Raw genomic sequence first — 18,035 nt, 5'->3', positions numbered from 1 at the left:
CGCAAGAGGGCAGCCTCGCGCAGCGACAGGTCAACGGGCCGGGTTGTCGCCGACATCTATCCTGGGCCGCATGTCCGAGGAGCGAGGCGGTCGCTCTCGACGGGCGCGTGGGCAGGTCCGCGAAACCGGCCAGGCGCGCGAAACCGGCCATCCGCGCCCAGCACACCGGCCGCGGGACTCACCCGAGGCGCGCGAGGCTCGGTATGCCGCGCGCCGCGCCGCGGTTCCCGACATCACCTACCCCGGCGACCTGCCCGTCGTCGAGCGACGAGGGGATATCGCGGACGCGATACGGGACCACCAGGTCGTCGTCATCGCCGGGGAGACGGGGTCGGGCAAGACGACCCAGATTCCGAAGATCTGCCTGGAGCTCGGGAGAGGGATCACGGGCACCATCGGCCACACCCAACCTCGACGGATTGCGGCCCGCGCGGTCGCGGAGCGGATCGCCGAGGAGCTGGGGGTGGAGCTCGGTGCAGCGATCGGCTACCAAGTCAGGTTCGCCGACCACTCGAGCCGGGACACGCTGGTCAAGGTGATGACGGACGGCATCCTGCTGGCCGAGCTGCAGCGCGACCGCGACCTGCTCCGCTACGACACGATCATCATCGACGAGGCGCACGAACGCAGCCTCAACATCGACTTCATCCTGGGGTATCTCAGTCAGCTGCTGCCCCGTCGACCAGACCTGAAGGTCATCATCACGTCGGCGACCATCGACCCCCAGCGGTTCGCCGACCACTTCACCACCCCGGACCGGACTGTCCCGGTCGTCGAGGTGTCTGGTCGCACCTACCCGGTCGAGATCCGTTATCGCCCAACCGATCCCGACAACGATGACGTCAATGCCGGTGGGGGAGAGCCGGGCGAGCCGGTCGACCAGGTCACCGCCATCACCGCCGCCGTCGAGGAGCTGTGGACCGAGAGCCGGGGGGACGGTGGCGGGCAGGACATCCTGGTCTTCCTCTCCGGAGAACGTGAGATCCGTGACGCGGCAGAGGCGTTGGAGGCTCTCGGACTTCCGTCGACCGAGGTGCTGCCCCTCTTCGGCCGACTGTCGTCGGCCGAGCAGCACCGGGTTTTCTCTAGGCACGACGGGCGACGAGTAGTGTTGGCCACCAACGTGGCCGAGACATCTCTCACGGTGCCGGGCGTCCGCTACGTCGTCGACACCGGTACGGCGCGGATCTCGCGATATAACCAGCGCACCAAGGTGCAGCGCCTACCGATCGAGCCGATCAGCCAGGCCAGCGCCAACCAGCGAGCGGGCCGTTGCGGACGGGTGGCCGACGGCATCTGCATCCGCCTGTATTCCGAGGAGGACTTCCTCTCACGTCCCGAGTTCACCGACCCTGAGATCGTCCGCACGAACCTGGCCTCGGTGATCCTGCAGATGACCAGCCTTCGGCTCGGCCAGGTCGCGAGGTTCCCGTTCATCGACCCTCCGGACTCGCGCCAGATCGCCGACGGTGTGCGGCTGCTCGAGGAGCTGCGAGCGTTCGAGTCGACCCAGCCGGGCGAGGGTGCCGTGGCCACCGACGGCCAGGAAGGCGAGGGCCAACGGAGGCTGACGGCGTACGGGCGGCAGCTCGCGCTGCTTCCCGTCGACCCCCGGCTCGGGCGGATGCTGGTGGAGGCGGACCAGCTGGGCTGCCTGCGAGAGGTGCTCGTCGTCGTGGCCGCGCTCAGCATCCAGGACCCCCGCGAGCGCCCGCTGGAGCGTCAAGAGATGGCCACCGCGGCGCACAAGCGGTTCGCCGACGAGCACTCAGACTTCGCTGCATACCTGAACCTCTGGCGTTATCTGCAGGAGCAGCAGAAGGCGTTGTCCAGCAGCGCGTTTCGTCGTATGTGCAAGTCCGAGTTCCTTCACTACTTGCGGATCCGCGAGTGGCAGGACCTGCACCAGCAGCTGCGGCAGGCCTGCAGACAGGCCGGGTTCGACGTCACGAAAGGCACCGACCACGCCGAGCCGGACCTGGACACGGTGCACCGGGCGCTGCTCTCCGGGCTGTTGTCCCAGGTCGGGTCGAGGGACGAGGTCAAGCGCGACTACCTCGGCGCACGAGGCGCCCGCTTCGGCATCTCCCCGGGGTCGAGCCTGCTTCGCAAGCAGCCGCAGTTCGTGATGGCCGGCGAGCTGGTCGAAACCAGCCGGCTCTGGGCCCGCACGGTCGCGCGCATCGACCCCACCTGGGCCGAGGAGGTCGGGGCGCACCTGGTCAGACGCTCGTACTCCGAGCCGCGGTGGTCGGCCAAGCAGGGGAGTGCCGTCGCGACGGAGCGGGTCACGCTCTACGGCGTGCCGATCGTCGTGTCCCGCACCGTCGGGTATGCCGCGGTGGACTCGGCCGAGGCGCGGCACCTGTTCATCCAACGGGCCCTGGTGGAGGGCGACTGGACGACGCACCACCGGTTCGTCGCCGACAACGCGGCCCTCGTTCGCAGACTGTCGGAGCTGGAAGCGCGCACGCGGCGCCGGGACCTGCTCGTCGACGACGCCACGGTGTTCGGCTTCTACGACGAACGACTCCCGCGGGAGGTGGTCTCCGCACGCCACTTCGACTCCTGGTGGAAGCGGGTGTCGCGGCAGACCCCGGACCTGCTGACGTTCACCGAGGAGCTGCTGCTCTCGGACCGGGCAGGTGCCGTCGACCACGACGCGTTCCCCACGACCTGGCGCCAGGGAGAGCTCGTCCTCGAGGTCACCTACACCTTCGAGCCAGGCACGGCCGACGACGGAGTCACGGTGCACGTCCCGCTGGAGGTCCTCAACCGGGTGACGCCCCAGGGGTTCGACTGGCAGGTCCCCGGGCTGCGGGAGGAGCTCGTGACGGCCCTGATCCGGTCACTGCCGAAGGCGACTCGCCGCCTGCTCGTTCCCGCGCCGGAGCATGCCGGGGTGCTCACGCGTGCTCTGGCGGAGCGGGGCCTCGGGCCGCAGGACGGGGCGCTCACGGACGTCCTGAGTGCGGTGCTGCGCGAGACGCACGGGGTGGTGGTCGCCCCCGACGAGTGGGCTGTCGACCGGATCCCGGCGCACCTACGGATCCGGTTCAGTGTCTCGAGTGTCGGGGACACCCGATCGAGGGTGCTCGCCGTCGGGACGGACCTCGAGGCCGTGCGGGACGTCGCGGCGCCGCAGCTGCGTCGACGGGTCGCCGAGGCGGGGGCAGCGTTGGAACGCACGGGTCTGCGCGGCTGGGATCTCGGGGGCGTCCCGACCGACTATGCGACGACCTCGGCGGCGGGGCGACGGGTCGAGGGTTATCCGGCCCTCGTGGATGACGGCGACTCCGTCTCGCTGCGGCTTCTGCCGACCAGGGCCGAGGCGGTGTCGGAGCACCGGCTCGGGGTACGACGGCTGCTCATCCTGGGGACGACGCCGCCCTGGCGGGCCGTGCTCGCCCGGATGAGCAACGCCGAGAAGCTGGCCCTCGCCAACAACCCGCACGGTTCGGTCCCGGCTCTGCTGGACGACTGTCTCGCGTGCGCGGTGGACGCGATCGCCGCCGAGAGGGTGTCCGGAGAGGTACGCACTCCCACGGCCTTCGCCGAGGCGTTGGCGGCGGTCCGGGCGCACGCCGCCGCCCGGGTGACTCGGGTCCTCGACCTGGTGGAGCCCGTCCTCGCCGCGGACCTGAAGGCGCGCCGACGGCTCGACGCCATGACCGCCCCCGCGACGGCCGCACTGGTGTCCGACGTGCGAGCCCAGCTGCGCGAGCTCGTCCGCCCGGGCTTCGTGGCGGACGCCGGGGAGGCGCGCCTGACGGACCTGGGCCGTTATCTGCGATCCGTGCTGCACCGCCTGGACCGCGCTCCCACAGATCTCCCGCGCGACGCCCGGGCGACCGAAGAGGTGCTTATCGCCGAGGAGGCGTACGCGGCGCTACTCAGCTCGCTGCGCCCGGCCCAGCGGGCGAGCACGGAGGTGACCGCAATCGGGTGGATGCTGGAGGAGCTGCGGGTGTCCCTGTTCGCGCAGGGGCTCGGGACGGCATACCCCGTGTCAGTCAAGCGGATCCAGCGAGCGATCGCGCAGGCGACGGCGCCCTGACAGCGTGACGACGAGCGCGGCCCGTGCACTGAGCGGGGTGGCGTGAGCGGGCTTGGAATCATCCGGGCAGGCCCGGACGTTCACCCCTCAACGACCGCGCGCTGTCAGACTGGCCGCGAGCTCGACCCGATCGAACCTCAGGAAGGCCACCGTGCAGGACCCCACGCAGCTCTACCGCTACGAGACCGACACCGACCCCGCCGCCGCGCGGGCTTCGGTGATGCTGGTGTCGATGGGCGGTTTCATCGACGCGGGCCGCACCCAGCGACTGCTCACCGAGCACCTGCTGTCGTCGCACGAGCACACCGTCGTCGCGTCCTTCGACCTCGACCAGCTTCTGGACTACCGCGGCCGCCGGCCGATGATGACCTTCGACCGCGACCGGTTCACCTCGTACGAGGACCCGTCGCTGCTGCTCTACCGACTCGTCGACGACGAGGGTCAGCCCTTCCTCCTGCTCGCTGGTTCCGAGCCGGACTACCAGTGGGAGCGGATGGTCGAGGCCGTTACCGGGCTGGTCAAGACGATGCACGTCGACTTGACGATCAGCGTGCACGGCATCCCCATGGCCGTGCCCCACACGCGGCCGATCGGTGTCACCGCGCACGCGACCGACCCGCGCCTGATCGCCCAGCACGCGCCGGTGTTCGGTGCGGTCCAGGTGCCGGCCAACTGGTCTGCGCTGCTCGAGCTGCGGCTCGGCGAGGCCGGCCGCGACGCGCTCGGCTTCGCCGTTCACGTCCCGCACTACCTCGCTCAGGCGGAGTTCGCCGATGCGGCCCTCGCCGGTCTCGGCGCCGTCGCGGGCGTGACGGGGCTGCGCCTGGCCACCACCGACCTCGCTGCGGCAGCCGGCCTGAACCGCGCCGAGATCGCCAAGGAGGTGGCCGGTTCCGACGAGGTGGCCGCCGTCGTGGAGGCTCTGGAACGGCAGTACGACACGTTCATGGAGGGCCGAGAGCGGCCGTCGCTGCTCGCTACGAGCATCTCGGAGCTACCGTCCGCCGACGAGATCGGCGCCGAGTTCGAGGCGTTCCTCAAGGACGTGGCCGAGGACGACAGCAGCAGCGACCAGGGCTGAGTCTGCGAGGCTGGGCACCTGCACACCTGCACACCTGCGCACCGGGGGACTGGGGGACTGGGCAGAGGCCGGCGACGTCGAGCGCAGCCAATAAGTCGAGCGCAGCCAATAACCTGCGCCCATCGACATCAATCTGCGCTCGATGAGCCCTGAGACCCTCATCCGTTGGCATCTGAGCACCGGTGGACCACGCAGGTGTCGGCGACGAAGCGGACCGCGTCGGGACCGGACGGGTGCGGGGCGCCCGAGCGTCCTGACCACCGTCTCGCACTGTCCGTGAGGCACCGACATACGGCGTCAACGACCTCCCGGCGTGTCCGTGCGCGTCAGTGCAGGGAGTAGCTGTCGCGGGAGAGGAACAGAGACGCTCCGGTGCGCGAGTTCGAGCAGGTGACCCGTTGCGCTGCACTAGAGCATCGAAGTGAGCCCGAGACCAAGGTTCGGCCGTAGCCCAGCCCGATGCCTTGGACGCCGTCAACGGCGACCAGGGTGTCGACGCCCGGTTGGTACCACTCCGGCGGGGCTGCCGGGTCGAACGGTCGGGCTCCCCGGATCGTGTCGCCGGCGCAGGCGAAACGCGCGCCGTGTCAACGAGGAAGAAGGTGTCGAGATGACAGCTGACCGGTGGTGGCGGCGCCTTCCAGGTGTGCTGTGAGATCTCACACCGCACCGTCTCCTGCTGGGGCGCTTCGTCGACCATGGCGCAGGTAACGTCTCCCGACGGGCTGAGGAACTCCGCGTCCTGCCCCGAGACGTCAGAGGTAGCGGAGGTAGCGGTGGCGGTGGATGTGAGGGTTTCGGCTGAGGGCTGGGCGCGCCGGTTCGCCGACGTGCCGCTTGAGCAGCCACCGGTCGTTGCCGTGACGGCGGTGGCCGCAACGTCGATCAGCCACGGAGCCGGTCTACGCGTCCTCGTGACCACTTCCCACCCCTCTGCTGGCGTCACGGTAATGGACGCGCATCTCATCGAGAGGTTGCCTGCTACCGATGGCCACACCGCAACACTCGACCACGGTGTCGCGGATGGGGGCGCTGAGGCTGGTTCTTCCGCAACACTCGACCACGGCGTCTGGTGTTGCGTCGCGGGCGGGCGCCGGTCTGCGTACCCGCACCAGGACTGTCGGCCGAGTCAGGTCCCACGCTTAGCCCTTGGCCTCCGACCACCGGTGCAGCACGGAGGTGTCGGCGACGAAGCGGACCGCGTCGGGATCGGACGGCTGGGGAGCGCCCGAGCGTCCTGACCACCGTCTCGCACTGTCCGTCAGGCACTGACCGACGGCGTCGACGACCTCCCCGGCGCGGTCCTCGGGCGCCTGCACGAGCAGCTCGTCGTGCAGACACAGGACGATCTGGGCCCCCAGAGGAGCGGTGGCGTGTCGGACGGTAGCCGCCCACGCCTTGAACAGCTCGGCCGCCGACCCCTGGATGACCGCGTTGCGCGCGAACCGGCCGCGCGACCCGTCGTCGGCGTCGACCATCATCGTGTCGAGGTTGATCCGGCGCCCTCCCCAGGTCCGCAGCGGCCGGCGGGCGACACCCGACTCATACGCGTCGTCGAGCAGCCGCATCGCGACGGGGTAGGCGCGTTCGAGGTCACCGAGCGCCCGGCCCGCGGCGCCGGAGCGCTGCCCGTACATGGCGGCCAGCACGGCCACCTTGGCGACCGGGCGCTCGACCCCGAGCTTGGCGGCGACCGGGGCGTAGAGGTCGTCGGCCCGGGTCGCCTCGGCGAACGCTCGGTCTCCCGAGACTACGGCCAGCACCCGCGGCTCGATCTGTCCGAGGTCCGCCCGCACGAGGACGTGCCCGGGCTCGGCGGCCACCGCCGGGCGTAGCTGGGCGGGCAGGTTGTGCAGGCCGTTCTGAGCGGTCATCCGCCCGGCGGCGCCGTCGCAGGCGGTCCACCCTCCGCGCAGCCGACCGTCGTGGTGGACGTGGTCGTCGAGCCAGCGGTAGCCGTAGGTTGTCGCAATCCGCTCGTCCTTGCGCCACTGGAGCAGGGCCTCCACCAGCGGGTGGGTGGTGCGGAAGGGCTCGAGGACGTGAGCGCGGGTGTTGGGTACCGTGACTCCGACCGTGGCCAACAGCTCGCGGACCTGCACCGGGTTGCGCAGATCGGTATGCCCGCGGCCAGGTGCGAGCCGAAGCACCTGATCGTCGCGGGCAGCGCGGACCCTGGCGGCTTCCATCTCGTCGCGGGGACGTGGTCCGACGGCCCGGGAGACCAGGTCCTCGGCGGTCGGGCGGTCGATCGGCAGACCGTCGTGTGCCAGCTCGACGCACAGCATGGCGGCGGCTGACTCGGAGTGCGCTGCGGCGACCGTCCGAGGACCGAGCCGACCAGCCTGTTGTTCCTGGAGCGCAGCGGTCCGGCTCAGCACCGTGGTCAGGGCGCGCAGCTGATCATCGGTCGCCGAGCCGTCGAACAGGTCCGGTCTCAGGTGCCCGTCCGGCTGCGTCAGCCCGGCCGTGGGCAGATCGGCGGCACCGTGGTCAAACAGGTCGTCGCGCCTCGGCGTCGGCAGCGTCGCCAGGTCGAGTCCGTGCGCACCGGCCCACGCCCGACCGAGGTCAGCCGCCCACCCTCCGTGCAGGATCCGATGGACCTCGGTGATGTCCCAGCACCGCTGCACTCGGACCCCCACGTCGACCAGTGGCTCCAACGCCTCGCGGGACGAAGAGACGAGCCACCGGGGGTGGGTGGCCGCCTCGAGCCGGGCGACGACGCGTACCAGCCCTTCGAGGTCGCCCACCCAGGTATCGCCGGGCGCCTCCGGGTCGCCGACGGCGGCGCGGTTGCCGACGATGACGATCGGGATCACAGCGCCATCCAACCCCGTGGGTGAGACAACCGAGGAACGCGGGCGGCGGACCTGACGTTGCTCGGTTGCGGCCGCTCAGGCCGACCGCGAGGATGGCCGGGCGCCGAGTGCGACCCGACGGAGCTCCGGAGGGAGCCGCGGGGCTGCGACGAGAGGTGACGACGTGGGGATCTTCGGGTTTGGCGACGGGGACGACCAGAAGGACGACAAGACCGCCCCCGGCAAGGCTCTCGAGCGTGCCGAGCAGAAGCAGACCGGTGTCTCCGGGCTCGTGGTCAACCTCATCCAGCCGTTGCTGGACGTGGGCATCGACGGCAAGGGCCCGCTGCCGTCGGCGCAGAAGGTCGCCGATGCCGCCCGGCTCAAGAGTGGAACCCTCGAGGAGGCCGTCGACCGGGTGGTGCGTACGCACCTCGCCCTCGCCGGGTCGGGGGGTTTCCTCACGGGGCTCGGCGGGTTCGTCACGCTCCCGCTGGCACTGCCGGTCAACGTCGTCGAGTTCTACCTGGTGGCGACGAGGATGACGGCTGCGATCGCAGCGCTGCGGGGTTATGACCTCACACAGCCGCAGATCCGCACCGCGGTACTGCTCGCCCTGGTCGGCGCTGACGCCGACGACCTGCTGCGCAAGGCAGGGGTGGTGACGCCCACCGGCAAGCTGACGGACCTGGCCGCCCAGCGCCTCCCCGGTCCGGCGTTGATGGTTGTGAACAAGGCCGTCGCGTTCAAGCTGGTCTCCACGGTCGGTCGGCAGACGTTCACCAGGCTCGGACGAGCGCTCCCGTTCGCCGGCGGTGCGGTCAGCGCCGGTCTGGACACTTACATGCTCAAACGGATCGCCCACCACACGCGTGCGGAGTTCCCGCAGCGGGCGGCGGGGGAGATCACGTCCTCGTAGCAGCAGGGGGTGTCCACGTGCCCGTCTCGGAATCCCCGGGACCGGCTGCTCGTTCTACTAGCGCCAGGAACCGCGGGGACCCCCGCTGGTCCACAGGGAAGGACACGTCATGTCACGTCAGAAGTCACGCCTCGGACTGGTCGCCATGGTCGCGTCCTCCGTCCGGTCGGCTGTGCGTCCCGGTTCCCCTGGGATCGGTGAGCGCGCTTCGGCCATTCCCCGGATGATGTCCGCACGGTTGACTGGGGACTACTGCGGTGTCAGCTGGGGCCACCTCGGCCTGCTCGCAGCGGCGGTCGCCTACATTGTCTCGCCCTTGGACCTGGTTCCCGAGGGTGTGTTCACCGTGTTCGGGCTGGGCGACGACGCGGTCGTCGCCGGGCTGCTGGCCGCCGCCCTGATCAACGACACGGAGGCGTTCCTGGACTGGGAGCGCACCATGTCTCGCGGGGCCCCCGCGGAGGGCGACGCCGGTCGCGCGGCCCCAGGAAGTGGTGGACCTCAGGACGCCCCCCCGCACGAGTACCGCCGGGAGACGGTCACCTCCCAGGTCGTGAGCTGACCTCTGCTGTCAGGTTGCACACGGGTTTTCTGACTCGTCCACACCCCCTGACTGCCCCGTCCCACCGTCCACAGGCTGGCGGTTGCCCCTGACGCCGTAGCGTTCGCCCGCTCGACCATGCTCGTCATGACGACGACCATCCGGCTCCGCGGACCAGCGGACATCATCAGCGTGCTGCCCTACCACCTCGGCTACCAGCCGACCGACTCGATCCTGCTCGTCTGTCTGCGGGGCTCTCGTCTGGTCATGGTCGCGCGGATGGACCTGCCACCACCCGACCTCGACCCCGGTGCGCTCGTCGACGAGCTGCTGCCACCGGTCCTGCGCGAGCATCCCGACCTCGTCTCCATCGTGTGCTTCGAGGACGACGCGATGACGGCCGGCACGTCCGAGGTCGTCAGCAGCGTCGTTCGGGACGAGCTCGCCCGGTCCGGCGTGACTGTGGCGAACCGACTGCTGGTCCGGGCCGGACGCTGGTGGAGCCTCGAACGCGACGGGTTGTGCTGCCCTCCCGACGGCCTGCCGCTGCCGGCCCCCGAGGAGGTGCCGGCGATCGCGCAGTACATCGTGATGGGCCGGGACCCGGCGCGAGACCGGGAGGGCCTGGTCGAGAGAGTGTCCGGCCGGGTCTCAGCGCGCGACCCGCTCGACGACACCCGGTGCGCCGCGTTGATCCGCCACCTCGACGAGTCGGGCCGTAGCAAACGGACGCTGAGCCGGTTCCGCCGCGACGCGCTACGGCACTGGGGTCGGGTGCTGAGCGAGCCGCCGACCACCCAGGTCCCGGCCGAGTCCTGGTCCTGGGCGTGCGTGTCGATGCTGGACATCCCGGTCCGAGACCTCCTCGTCGCCTGGCTCTGCCCCGGCACTCTCGATCTGGAGGTGTTCTCACCGGCTTTGCTCCGGCAGGCGGGAGAGTGCCTCCCCGCAGGGCCGGACACCCGCGGCGCTCGCGACGAGGAGACCATCGTGCACGACGGCGTGCTCGCCCGCCTCGAGCAGCTGTGCCGACGGGCACCGCGCGAGCTCGCAGCGGGGCCCCTGACACTGCTGGCCCAGGCGGCGTGGTGGCACGGAGACGGGGCGCTGGCCCGGATCGCGGTGGAGGAGGCGCTGGCGGTCGACCCCGCCTACCGGCTCGCCCTGCTCGTGGAGCCGATGATCGACTTCGCGATGCGTCCCGAACGCACCGCCTGAGCACCGACAAGAACGGTCCAACCCGTGGACGCGAGGCTTCGAGGAGATGGGTGGGTCGCCGTATAGTCGAGCCAGGTCATGAGTTCCAGCGCACAGCCCCGGCTTGCTGGGCGGCAACCCTCCTTCCCTGCGGCGGGGTGCCCCGGGTGATGACACGGCTCGGCCATCTGGTCCGGGCAAGCGCGAGGACCAGGAGCACCCGATGACCATCACCGACGAGTCGCAGGACGTGACCGTCATGTCACGACCCGCGCTGCAGACCAGCGCCTGGTCCGAGGGCGACCCCGTCGGCCGGCGGCTGTTCGTCGACGTCGGCGAGGTGCGGCTCGAACGCGGTGGTCGGCTGCCCGACGTCCGCGTTGCCTACGAGACGTGGGGTCGCCTCAACGACGCCCGCGACAACGCCGTCCTGGTCGAGCACGCCCTCACCGGGGACAGCCACGTGGTCGGTCCGGTCGGGCCCGGGCACGCCTCTCCCGGCTGGTGGGACGGCATGGTCGGACCCGGCAAGCCGCTGGACACCAACCGCTGGTTCGTCGTCGCCGGCAACGTCCTCGGCGGGTGTCAGGGGACCACCGGACCGTCGTCGAGAGCGCGAGACGGCCGCCCCTGGGGGAGCCGCTTCCCATTCGTGACGGTCCGCGACCAGGTCGAGGTCGAGGCTTGCCTCGGTGACCACCTCGGTATCGACACCTGGGCGGCCGCGATCGGCGGGTCGATGGGCGGCATGCGCGTGCTGGAGTGGGCGGTCAGCCATCCGGACCGGGTCCGCCGGGCCGTCGTCCTCGCCAGTACCGCTGCCGCTACGGCCGACCAGATCGCCTGGGCTCAGCCTCAGCTGCTCGCCATCCGTTCCGACGCGCAGTTCCACGCGGGTGACTACTACGGGCGCGGCGCGGGCCCGGAGCAGGGGATGGGCATCGCGCGCCGGATCGCCCATGTCACCTACCGCAGCGGCAGTGATCTCGACCAGCGCTTCGGACGGGACGCCCAGGAGCACGAGCAGCCGCTGGGCTCGGGGGGTCGGTATGCCGTCGAGAGCTATCTCGACCACCATGCCGCCAAGCTCTCGCGACGCTTCGACGCCAACTCCTACCTGGTGCTCACCGAGGCGATGAGTTCCCATGACGTCGGCCGTGGTCGGGGCGGGGTCGCCGCGGCGCTCGCGACGGTCAGTGCGCAGACCTCGGTTGTCGCCGTGGACTCGGACCGGCTCTATCCCATCCGGCTCAGCCGAGAGATCGCCGACGCAGCTCCCAGGGCCACGCTGCACACGATCGCCTCGCGCAACGGACACGACGGCTTCCTCATCGAGGTCGACCAGGTCGGGGTTATCGTCCGCGACGCCCTCGGTTGAACCATTCGTGTGTGCCAGCCTTGTGAACCAGCGGCTCGGTCTGCGGCTCATGGGTCTGCGGAGTGTCACGATCCGGTACGGTCGCGGCACGGGGACCTTGTTGCATCGCCGCTAGGAGGTTCGGAACCGGTGTCGATCGTGGTGGGCTACATCCCGACGCGCGAGGGTCGGGCAGCGCTGCGCCGGGCGACCACCGAGTGCGAGACCCGACGCAGCACCCTCGTCGTCGTGCACACCCAGGCAGCGGGCCGCACCTTCGACGCAGACACGATGCGTAGCTTCGAGGGCGAGCTCGACCGCACCCGGGTTCGGCTGGAGGCGGCCGGCCTGGGGATCGAGGTGCGTCGGCGCGACGGTGGTGCGGACGCCGCGGAGGAGCTCATCGCGGTCGCCGAGGAGCGCGAGGCAGAGATGATCGTCATCGGCCTGCGCCGTCGGACACCGGTCGGCAAGCTCATCCTCGGGTCGAGCTCGCAGCGCATCCTTCTCGACGCGTCGTGCCCGGTGCTGGCGGTGAAGGCCGGGGCCGACGAGGAGTGACTCCGCCATGCGTGGCGCGTGGCACGTCCAGAACGTTTTATAATGGTGATCAGCACGGACGAGCGCAGGCGGGCATGACCTGTTCGCACCCTTCACAGCAGCTCTGCACCTGTTGGTCTGATGTCGTCCTGGAATGTTTTCCGAGCTCTTTGCATTGACCCCATCGCGAGCTCGATGGGCGTCGATCTCGCATGTCTGGTGAAAGGTAGTCGGTCTCTTGTCGAAGTCTGTCTCACAGGTCTCCCGTTCGGTCGTGGGGAATCTCGCCCCAGCCCCAGGGCAGTCGCCCGAGGAGGTCCGCACCGTCGACACCGGGACGGTCGCCCCGGTCCGCCGCCAGTCCCTCGCGGCGGTCGCAGCCCGGACCACCACGGTCAGCGCGACGGCGAAGAAGGCGGCGCCGACCACCAAGGCAGCCCCTGCAGCGAACGGCAGCGCCGTCAAGGCCGCACCGGCAAGGAAGGCCGCTGCCGCCGCCGCCCCGGCGAAGAAGGCGGCTCCCGCCAGCAAGGCTCCTGCCAGCACGGCTCCCGCCAAGAAGGGTGCCGCCAAGAAGGGTGCCGCCAAGAGCGCGGCCGCCAAGGCTGCCGGAGGTTCCGGAGAGCCAGACGAGGTGCCGGAGGAGACCAAGGACGTCGTCGAGGTCAAGTCGGAGACGGCCGCGGCCGTGGCGCCCGTCAGCAATACTGCTGACGCTGCCGAGGACGTGGACGACTCCGACGACGGCGACGAGGAAGACGAGGACGGCAACCCCAAGGTCCGCCGCCCGGTGGCCAAGGAGGAGGAGTCAGAGGACGCGGGCTTCGTCATCCGCGACGACGACGAGGAGGACGCTCCCGCGCAGCAGGTCGTGACGGCCGGCGCGACTGCAGACCCCGTCAAGGACTACCTCAAGCAGATCGGGAAGGTCGCCCTCCTCAACGCAGAGCAGGAGGTCGAGCTCGCCAAGCGGATCGAGGCCGGCCTGTTCGCGGAGGAGCGGATCAACTCGGGCGACAAGATCGAGATGAAGCTCAAGCGTGAGCTGTGGTGGATCGCCCAGGACGGTAAGAAGGCCAAGAACCACCTTCTGGAGGCGAACCTGCGCCTCGTCGTCTCGCTCGCCAAGCGCTACACAGGTCGCGGAATGCTGTTCCTCGACCTGATCCAGGAAGGCAACCTCGGTCTGATCCGTGCGGTCGAGAAGTTCGACTACACCAAGGGCTACAAGTTCTCGACGTACGCCACCTGGTGGATCCGCCAGGCGATCACCCGGGCCATGGCCGACCAGGCGCGTACCATCCGCATCCCGGTCCACATGGTCGAGGTCATCAACAAGCTGGCCCGCGTCCAGCGGCAGATGCTGCAGGACCTCGGACGTGAGCCCACTCCGGAGGAGCTCGCCAAGGAGCTCGACATGACGCCCGAGAAGGTCGTCGAGGTCCAGAAGTACGGACGCGAGCCGATCTCCCTGCACACCCCGCTCGGTGAGGACGGCGACAGCGAGTTCGGCGACCTGATCGAGGACTCCGAGGCGGTTGTCCCGGCCGACGCGGTCAGCTTCACCCTGCTCCAGGAGCAGCTGCACTCGGTGCTCGACACGCTTTCCGAGCGAGAGGCCGGTGTCGTCTCGATGCGGTTCGGCCTCACCGACGGCCAGCCCAAGACGCTGGACGAGATCGGCAAGGTCTACGGCGTCACGCGCGAGCGGATCCGCCAGATCGAGTCCAAGACGATGAGCAAGCTGCGCCACCCGTCGCGGTCACAGGTTCTGCGCGACTACCTCGACTGAGGGGTAGCCCAACTGGGGGGTAGCCCAGGTGGGCCTTGCTGGGTGCTGGCCGGGGGGTCAGCGTGGCCGGCGGCGTGGTAGCCGGTCCGCGAGGGCGTCGATCCACCGACCGGGTGCGTCGGTGACCTTGGCGAGTCCCCGCGTCCACCACCGCACGCCTTGCGCGGGGAGGAAGAACGCGCGTACCCGCTCGAGCGGCGGTCGACTGGCGGCCGCCGACTTCGTGACCACCTTGATGTCGTCGCCCAGCTCGACCTGGGCCGCGTTCGGTCGCGCGTAACGCGAGCGTTCGAGCGTCGCCACCACGTGACCCATCGCCGCGTCGGCGGGCTCGTCCAGGTAAGCCTCGCGCACATAGTGGTGGCGCCACTGGCGCAACGTCCCCCCGTCGAGAGGCGGTGGCACCCCGAGGTCGCCGAGCCGCGACACCAGCTCGTCCCACTGCGCCTCGGCCAGCTCGGCCTGGTTGGCCGCTCGGGACCGGCGTCGCCGGGCCACGATCCGGGCCGTGACGGGCAGGACGAGGGTGCCCAGCAGCCCGAGCAGCACGGCCAGCAGGACGAGGTTGCGGGGGTCGGCCAACCAGGTCTGGACCCGCTGGGTCCACGAGATCGACGTTCCGGCCGCGACGTCGTTGCTCTCCGGTGCGCCGACCTCACGCGGCGCGGACGTGGCCGCGGCGGTCCCTGCCGCGGGGTCGAGCGCGCTCCCCGCGCCATTGCCCGTGGCGGCGTTGCTGGGCAGGCTGGTGTAGCTCGGAGCGGCCCCCGTCCGGGAGGCGGGGGTCGGCTCGAACCGCAACCAGCCGGCGCCGGGGAAGTACAGCTCCGGCCACGCGTGCGCGTCCGCGGACCGGACCGTGTAGAGACCGTTCTGGAGCTGCCCCGGGAGGAAGCCGATCGACATCCGTGCGGGAATCCCCTCCGCGCGCGCCATCATGATCATCGTCGAGGCGAACTGGACGCAGTACCCCTGCTTGGTCAGCAGGAACGCCGTGATCGGGTCGGCTCTCGACAGGGCAGGGTTCGTCGAAATGTCCGCCAGCTGCAGCGAGTAGGTGAACCCGCCGCCGGTCCGCAGCCAGTCCTGGATCGCGACGGCTTTGTCGTAGGTCGTCGACTTCCCGGCGGTGACATTCGGGAGGAGCTGCTGGATGACGCCCGCCGACTCGGGGTCCACGACCAGAGACGATGCGATCTCCGGATCGCCTCGTCCCGAGGCGCCTCCGGTGACTCCCGTCTGCAGCTGGAGCCCGGTGACGTCGACCTCGCGGTAGACGAGGGAGTACGAGTCGGGTCGGGCGGCCGCGAAGATGTCGTCCGTGAGGGGATCGGAGCCCCAGACGGTGTCGCCGAGATCCGCCGAGACCACGGGCTGGGGAGCGGCGACGTTGGGCGCGGCGAGGCCGTTGGACTCGACTGCGACCTGCTTGTCGCTCACCCGCACCGAGGGCGCGATCTGGCTGGCCTCCTGGAAGGCCTGGGACGGCTGGGCCACGTCGCGAGGGCGACTGCGCCACTCCCCGCCGCTGTAGGACGGGGCGACGGCGACCCGCAGCGGCGGTGGAGACGTCGCCGAGGTGCGGTAGGTCATCACGACGTTCTCGGACCCGCTCTCCAGGCTCCGCGTCAGGTCCAGAGTGGAGTTGAACCCGACCCGCCCGCCGCGGCCCACGCTGTTGTCCGCCCGACCGAGCCCGTCGAGGACGTAGCGGGTCGGCAGGTGCGGGACGACGGCCGGTAGCACGACCGCCAGGACCAGGGCGGCGAAGGCCAGCTGACGGGCGACCGACCCGTAGCCGCCCAACGCCTCGGACTCGACGTCCTGTTCCGAGCTGGGTGTGCGGGGCGCCGCGACGGTCGTGGACCACCTGCGGACGGCCCAGCTGCCCTGCCGCGAGACCAGCAGCAGCCACGCGGCCGCCGCGACGACGAAGTACCACGGGGCCAAGGACGATCCGCTGTTCGCGGCAGCGGTGAGGAAGGTGGCCAGCAGCGGCAGCCCCGCGACCGCGGGTGACGAGCGCGTCACGGCGACGTAGTCGACGACCAGCGCCAGGATCCCGACCACCGCCACGAAGAGCAGCTGCACGCCTTCGGTGAGGGGGATCGGGGCGGCATACCGTTGCATCACCTCGGCGACATCGCGGCCGAGCTCGCCGATTCGGGCCCACGCCTGCGGCCCGGGCAGCCCGAACCACAGTTGGTCCGGGGTCGAGATCAGCAGGACAGTCCAGGTGCCCAACACCAGCTGCGCGCCCAGGACAAGCAGTCCGCTGCTGGTGAGCCGCCGGCCGACCACCCCGACGACGACGATGATCAGGACGACCCACAGGGACGGGGCTACCCACGACGCGTTCTCCGTGAGCGTCGTCAGGCCGAGAACCGCGGCAACGGTGGCGAGGGCGGCGACAAAGGCGTCGCTGGGCCGATAACGGGTCATCGGACGAGCACCCGCTTCGCGGTCAGGGCGGCCCAGACGTCTGAGATCGAGTCGCCGACACGGACCGTCGCCACGGACCAGCCGGCAGTATGCAGGACCTCGGCGTAGGCGTCGGTCGCCGACTCGCGAGGGGCGCCCTGCCGACCACGACCCCGGCCGCTGCTACCGAAGGTCGCAGTGTCGAGGACCAACGCCATCCCGCTGCCCCCCGGCTGGCGCAGCGAGGCCACCTGGCGCAGGACCTCCTCGTCGCGGTCCGCGACGAGGGCAATCACCAGGCCCCCCGAGGCGGTGACGGGGTGCGCGGCATGCACGAGCTCGGCGAGCTCGTGCGGGGGGCCGGTGTCCACCTCCGCCAGGACGTCCAGCGCCTGGTCGGGTTCGGTGGTCAGCGCGGCCTGCCCGTCGTGCACGGTCTCAGAGCACACGAGGTGCACGGCGTAGCCCAGGCCGGACAGGTGCGCGACGAGTGACGCGGTGGCCGAGACGGCCCACTCGAACGAGCTCGACACGCCCTGGCCGCGGTGCGCGTCGGACCGCGGGTCGAGCAGGACGATTGCCCGTCGTCGTGCTGGCCGGTCCTCCTGGCGGACCATGAGGTCGCCGGTCCGGGCGGTGGCCGGCCAGTGGATCCGCCGCAGGTCGTCCCCGTCGCGGTACTCACGGATCGACTGGTCGTCCTCGCCGTGCAGCGCCACCATGTGCGGGATCTCGCCCTCGGAACCGACGCCGTTGCCTGGAGGCCGCCCTCCGGACAGCGGCTCGGTCCGGGGGAGCACGACGACACTGCCGGTTGTACCGATCTCCGCGAGCCGGTTGGTCAGGCCGAACGGGTCTCGCAGCAGCACGCTGAGCGGTCCCAGTGGCATCCGTCCCCGCAGGTGGGAGCGGACGGCATACTGGATCTGACGTAGTTCGGCAGGAGCCATCCGGCCGAGCAGGAACCGGGGGCGGTCGCCGAGCGAGAGGTTGAGCCGTTCCTCGGCGAGCATCAACGGGGTACGCCGCGTGCCGGTATTCGTCATCAGCACAGTCACGGTCGCGGTTTCGTCGACGCTGACCCGGGGCGGGTTCGTCGTCCGGTCGACCCGGATCGAGGCCCGCTGACGACGCGAGACCAGCCCCGTGACGAGCGGGAGGGCGAGCAGCAGGATGCCGACGCGGCTGATGTCGGGGAACCCCAGCCCCCAGCCCGCGGCCGTCAAGGTGGCGCCGGACGCGACAAAGGCCCGGCCCCGCCCGGTCAGGACGTCACGTAGTCGAGCCATGTGGATGTCGTTCCTGTCAGCGGCGTCAGCGCGAGGAGGG

11 protein-coding genes and 1 riboswitch are annotated in these 18,035 nt (G+C 70.6%); of the genes, 8 read left to right on the top strand and 3 right to left on the bottom strand.

Annotated elements, in window-relative coordinates:
* Window positions 1-70 precede the first annotated feature (70 nt).
* Both hrpA and ABI385_RS16010 read left to right on the top strand, forming a co-directional pair.
* The gene (gene hrpA / locus ABI385_RS16015; protein ID WP_348104760.1) at window positions 71-4,057 is read left to right on the top strand and encodes an ATP-dependent RNA helicase HrpA; all 3,987 of its coding nucleotides are present in this window, start codon (window positions 71-73) and stop codon (window positions 4,055-4,057) included.
* Window positions 4,058-4,208: 151 nt separating this feature from the next.
* Window positions 4,209-5,138, top strand: a complete 930-nt coding sequence (locus ABI385_RS16010) for a PAC2 family protein (protein ID WP_348104759.1) — start codon at window positions 4,209-4,211, stop codon at window positions 5,136-5,138.
* Between the two features lie 1,142 nt (window positions 5,139-6,280).
* On the opposite strand, the gene ABI385_RS16005 is transcribed toward ABI385_RS16010, so the two are convergent.
* Window positions 6,281-7,960 (bottom strand): DNA polymerase, encoded by a 1,680-nt coding sequence (locus ABI385_RS16005; RefSeq protein WP_348104758.1) that lies wholly within the window; start codon window positions 7,958-7,960, stop codon window positions 6,281-6,283.
* 163 nt (window positions 7,961-8,123) lie between these two features.
* Between ABI385_RS16005 and ABI385_RS16000 the strand changes: the two genes are divergently transcribed.
* From ABI385_RS16000 to ABI385_RS15975, 6 genes are all read left to right on the top strand, one after another.
* On the top strand, window positions 8,124-8,858 hold the full coding sequence (locus ABI385_RS16000; RefSeq protein ID WP_348104757.1) for an EcsC family protein: 735 nt from the start codon (window positions 8,124-8,126) through the stop codon (window positions 8,856-8,858).
* A gap of 109 nt (window positions 8,859-8,967) precedes the next feature.
* Window positions 8,968-9,420 (top strand): YkvA family protein, encoded by a 453-nt coding sequence (locus ABI385_RS15995; protein ID WP_348104756.1) that lies wholly within the window; start codon window positions 8,968-8,970, stop codon window positions 9,418-9,420.
* A 126-nt stretch (window positions 9,421-9,546) separates the two neighbouring features.
* Complete coding sequence (locus tag ABI385_RS15990; protein WP_348104755.1) at window positions 9,547-10,617, top strand: DUF4192 domain-containing protein; 1,071 nt, start codon at window positions 9,547-9,549, stop codon at window positions 10,615-10,617.
* Window positions 10,618-10,691: 74 nt separating this feature from the next.
* Window positions 10,692-10,806, top strand: a riboswitch (SAM riboswitch).
* A 13-nt stretch (window positions 10,807-10,819) separates the two neighbouring features.
* Window positions 10,820-11,974, top strand: a complete 1,155-nt coding sequence (locus ABI385_RS15985; RefSeq protein ID WP_348104754.1) for a homoserine O-acetyltransferase — start codon at window positions 10,820-10,822, stop codon at window positions 11,972-11,974.
* 129 nt (window positions 11,975-12,103) lie between these two features.
* Window positions 12,104-12,514, top strand: a complete 411-nt coding sequence (locus tag ABI385_RS15980; protein WP_348104753.1) for a universal stress protein — start codon at window positions 12,104-12,106, stop codon at window positions 12,512-12,514.
* A gap of 253 nt (window positions 12,515-12,767) precedes the next feature.
* Complete coding sequence (locus tag ABI385_RS15975) at window positions 12,768-14,285, top strand: RNA polymerase sigma factor (protein ID WP_348104752.1); 1,518 nt, start codon at window positions 12,768-12,770, stop codon at window positions 14,283-14,285.
* A gap of 57 nt (window positions 14,286-14,342) precedes the next feature.
* On the opposite strand, the gene ABI385_RS15970 is transcribed toward ABI385_RS15975, so the two are convergent.
* Window positions 14,343-16,727, bottom strand: a complete 2,385-nt coding sequence (locus ABI385_RS15970) for a DUF3488 and transglutaminase-like domain-containing protein (protein ID WP_348104751.1) — start codon at window positions 16,725-16,727, stop codon at window positions 14,343-14,345.
* Window positions 16,724-17,995 (bottom strand): DUF58 domain-containing protein, encoded by a 1,272-nt coding sequence (locus ABI385_RS15965; RefSeq protein ID WP_348104750.1) that lies wholly within the window; start codon window positions 17,993-17,995, stop codon window positions 16,724-16,726. Before ABI385_RS15965 ends, ABI385_RS15970 begins: the two co-directional genes overlap by 4 nt.
* Window positions 17,996-18,035: the final 40 nt, after the last annotated feature.

This window comes from Lapillicoccus sp. (genome assembly GCF_039935575.1).
GTDB lineage: Bacteria > Actinomycetota > Actinomycetes > Actinomycetales > Dermatophilaceae > Lapillicoccus.
Note: the sequence above shows the minus strand (reverse complement) of the source record. Positions and strands in the feature narration are given on the sequence as shown.

Bases quoted from the DNA above. Each gene is read 5' to 3' on its own strand.
- ABI385_RS15985 (WP_348104754.1), top strand. From the start codon at position 10,820: ATGACCATCACCGACGAGTCGCAGGACGTGACCGTCATGTCACGACCC.
- ABI385_RS15995 (WP_348104756.1), top strand. From the start codon at position 8,968: ATGTCACGTCAGAAGTCACGCCTCGGACTGGTCGCCATGGTCGCGTCC.
- ABI385_RS15965 (WP_348104750.1), bottom strand. From the start codon at position 17,995: ATGGCTCGACTACGTGACGTCCTGACCGGGCGGGGCCGGGCCTTTGTC.
- ABI385_RS15990 (WP_348104755.1), top strand. From the start codon at position 9,547: ATGACGACGACCATCCGGCTCCGCGGACCAGCGGACATCATCAGCGTG.
- hrpA (WP_348104760.1), top strand. From the start codon at position 71: ATGTCCGAGGAGCGAGGCGGTCGCTCTCGACGGGCGCGTGGGCAGGTC.
- ABI385_RS15970 (WP_348104751.1), bottom strand. From the start codon at position 16,727: ATGACCCGTTATCGGCCCAGCGACGCCTTTGTCGCCGCCCTCGCCACC.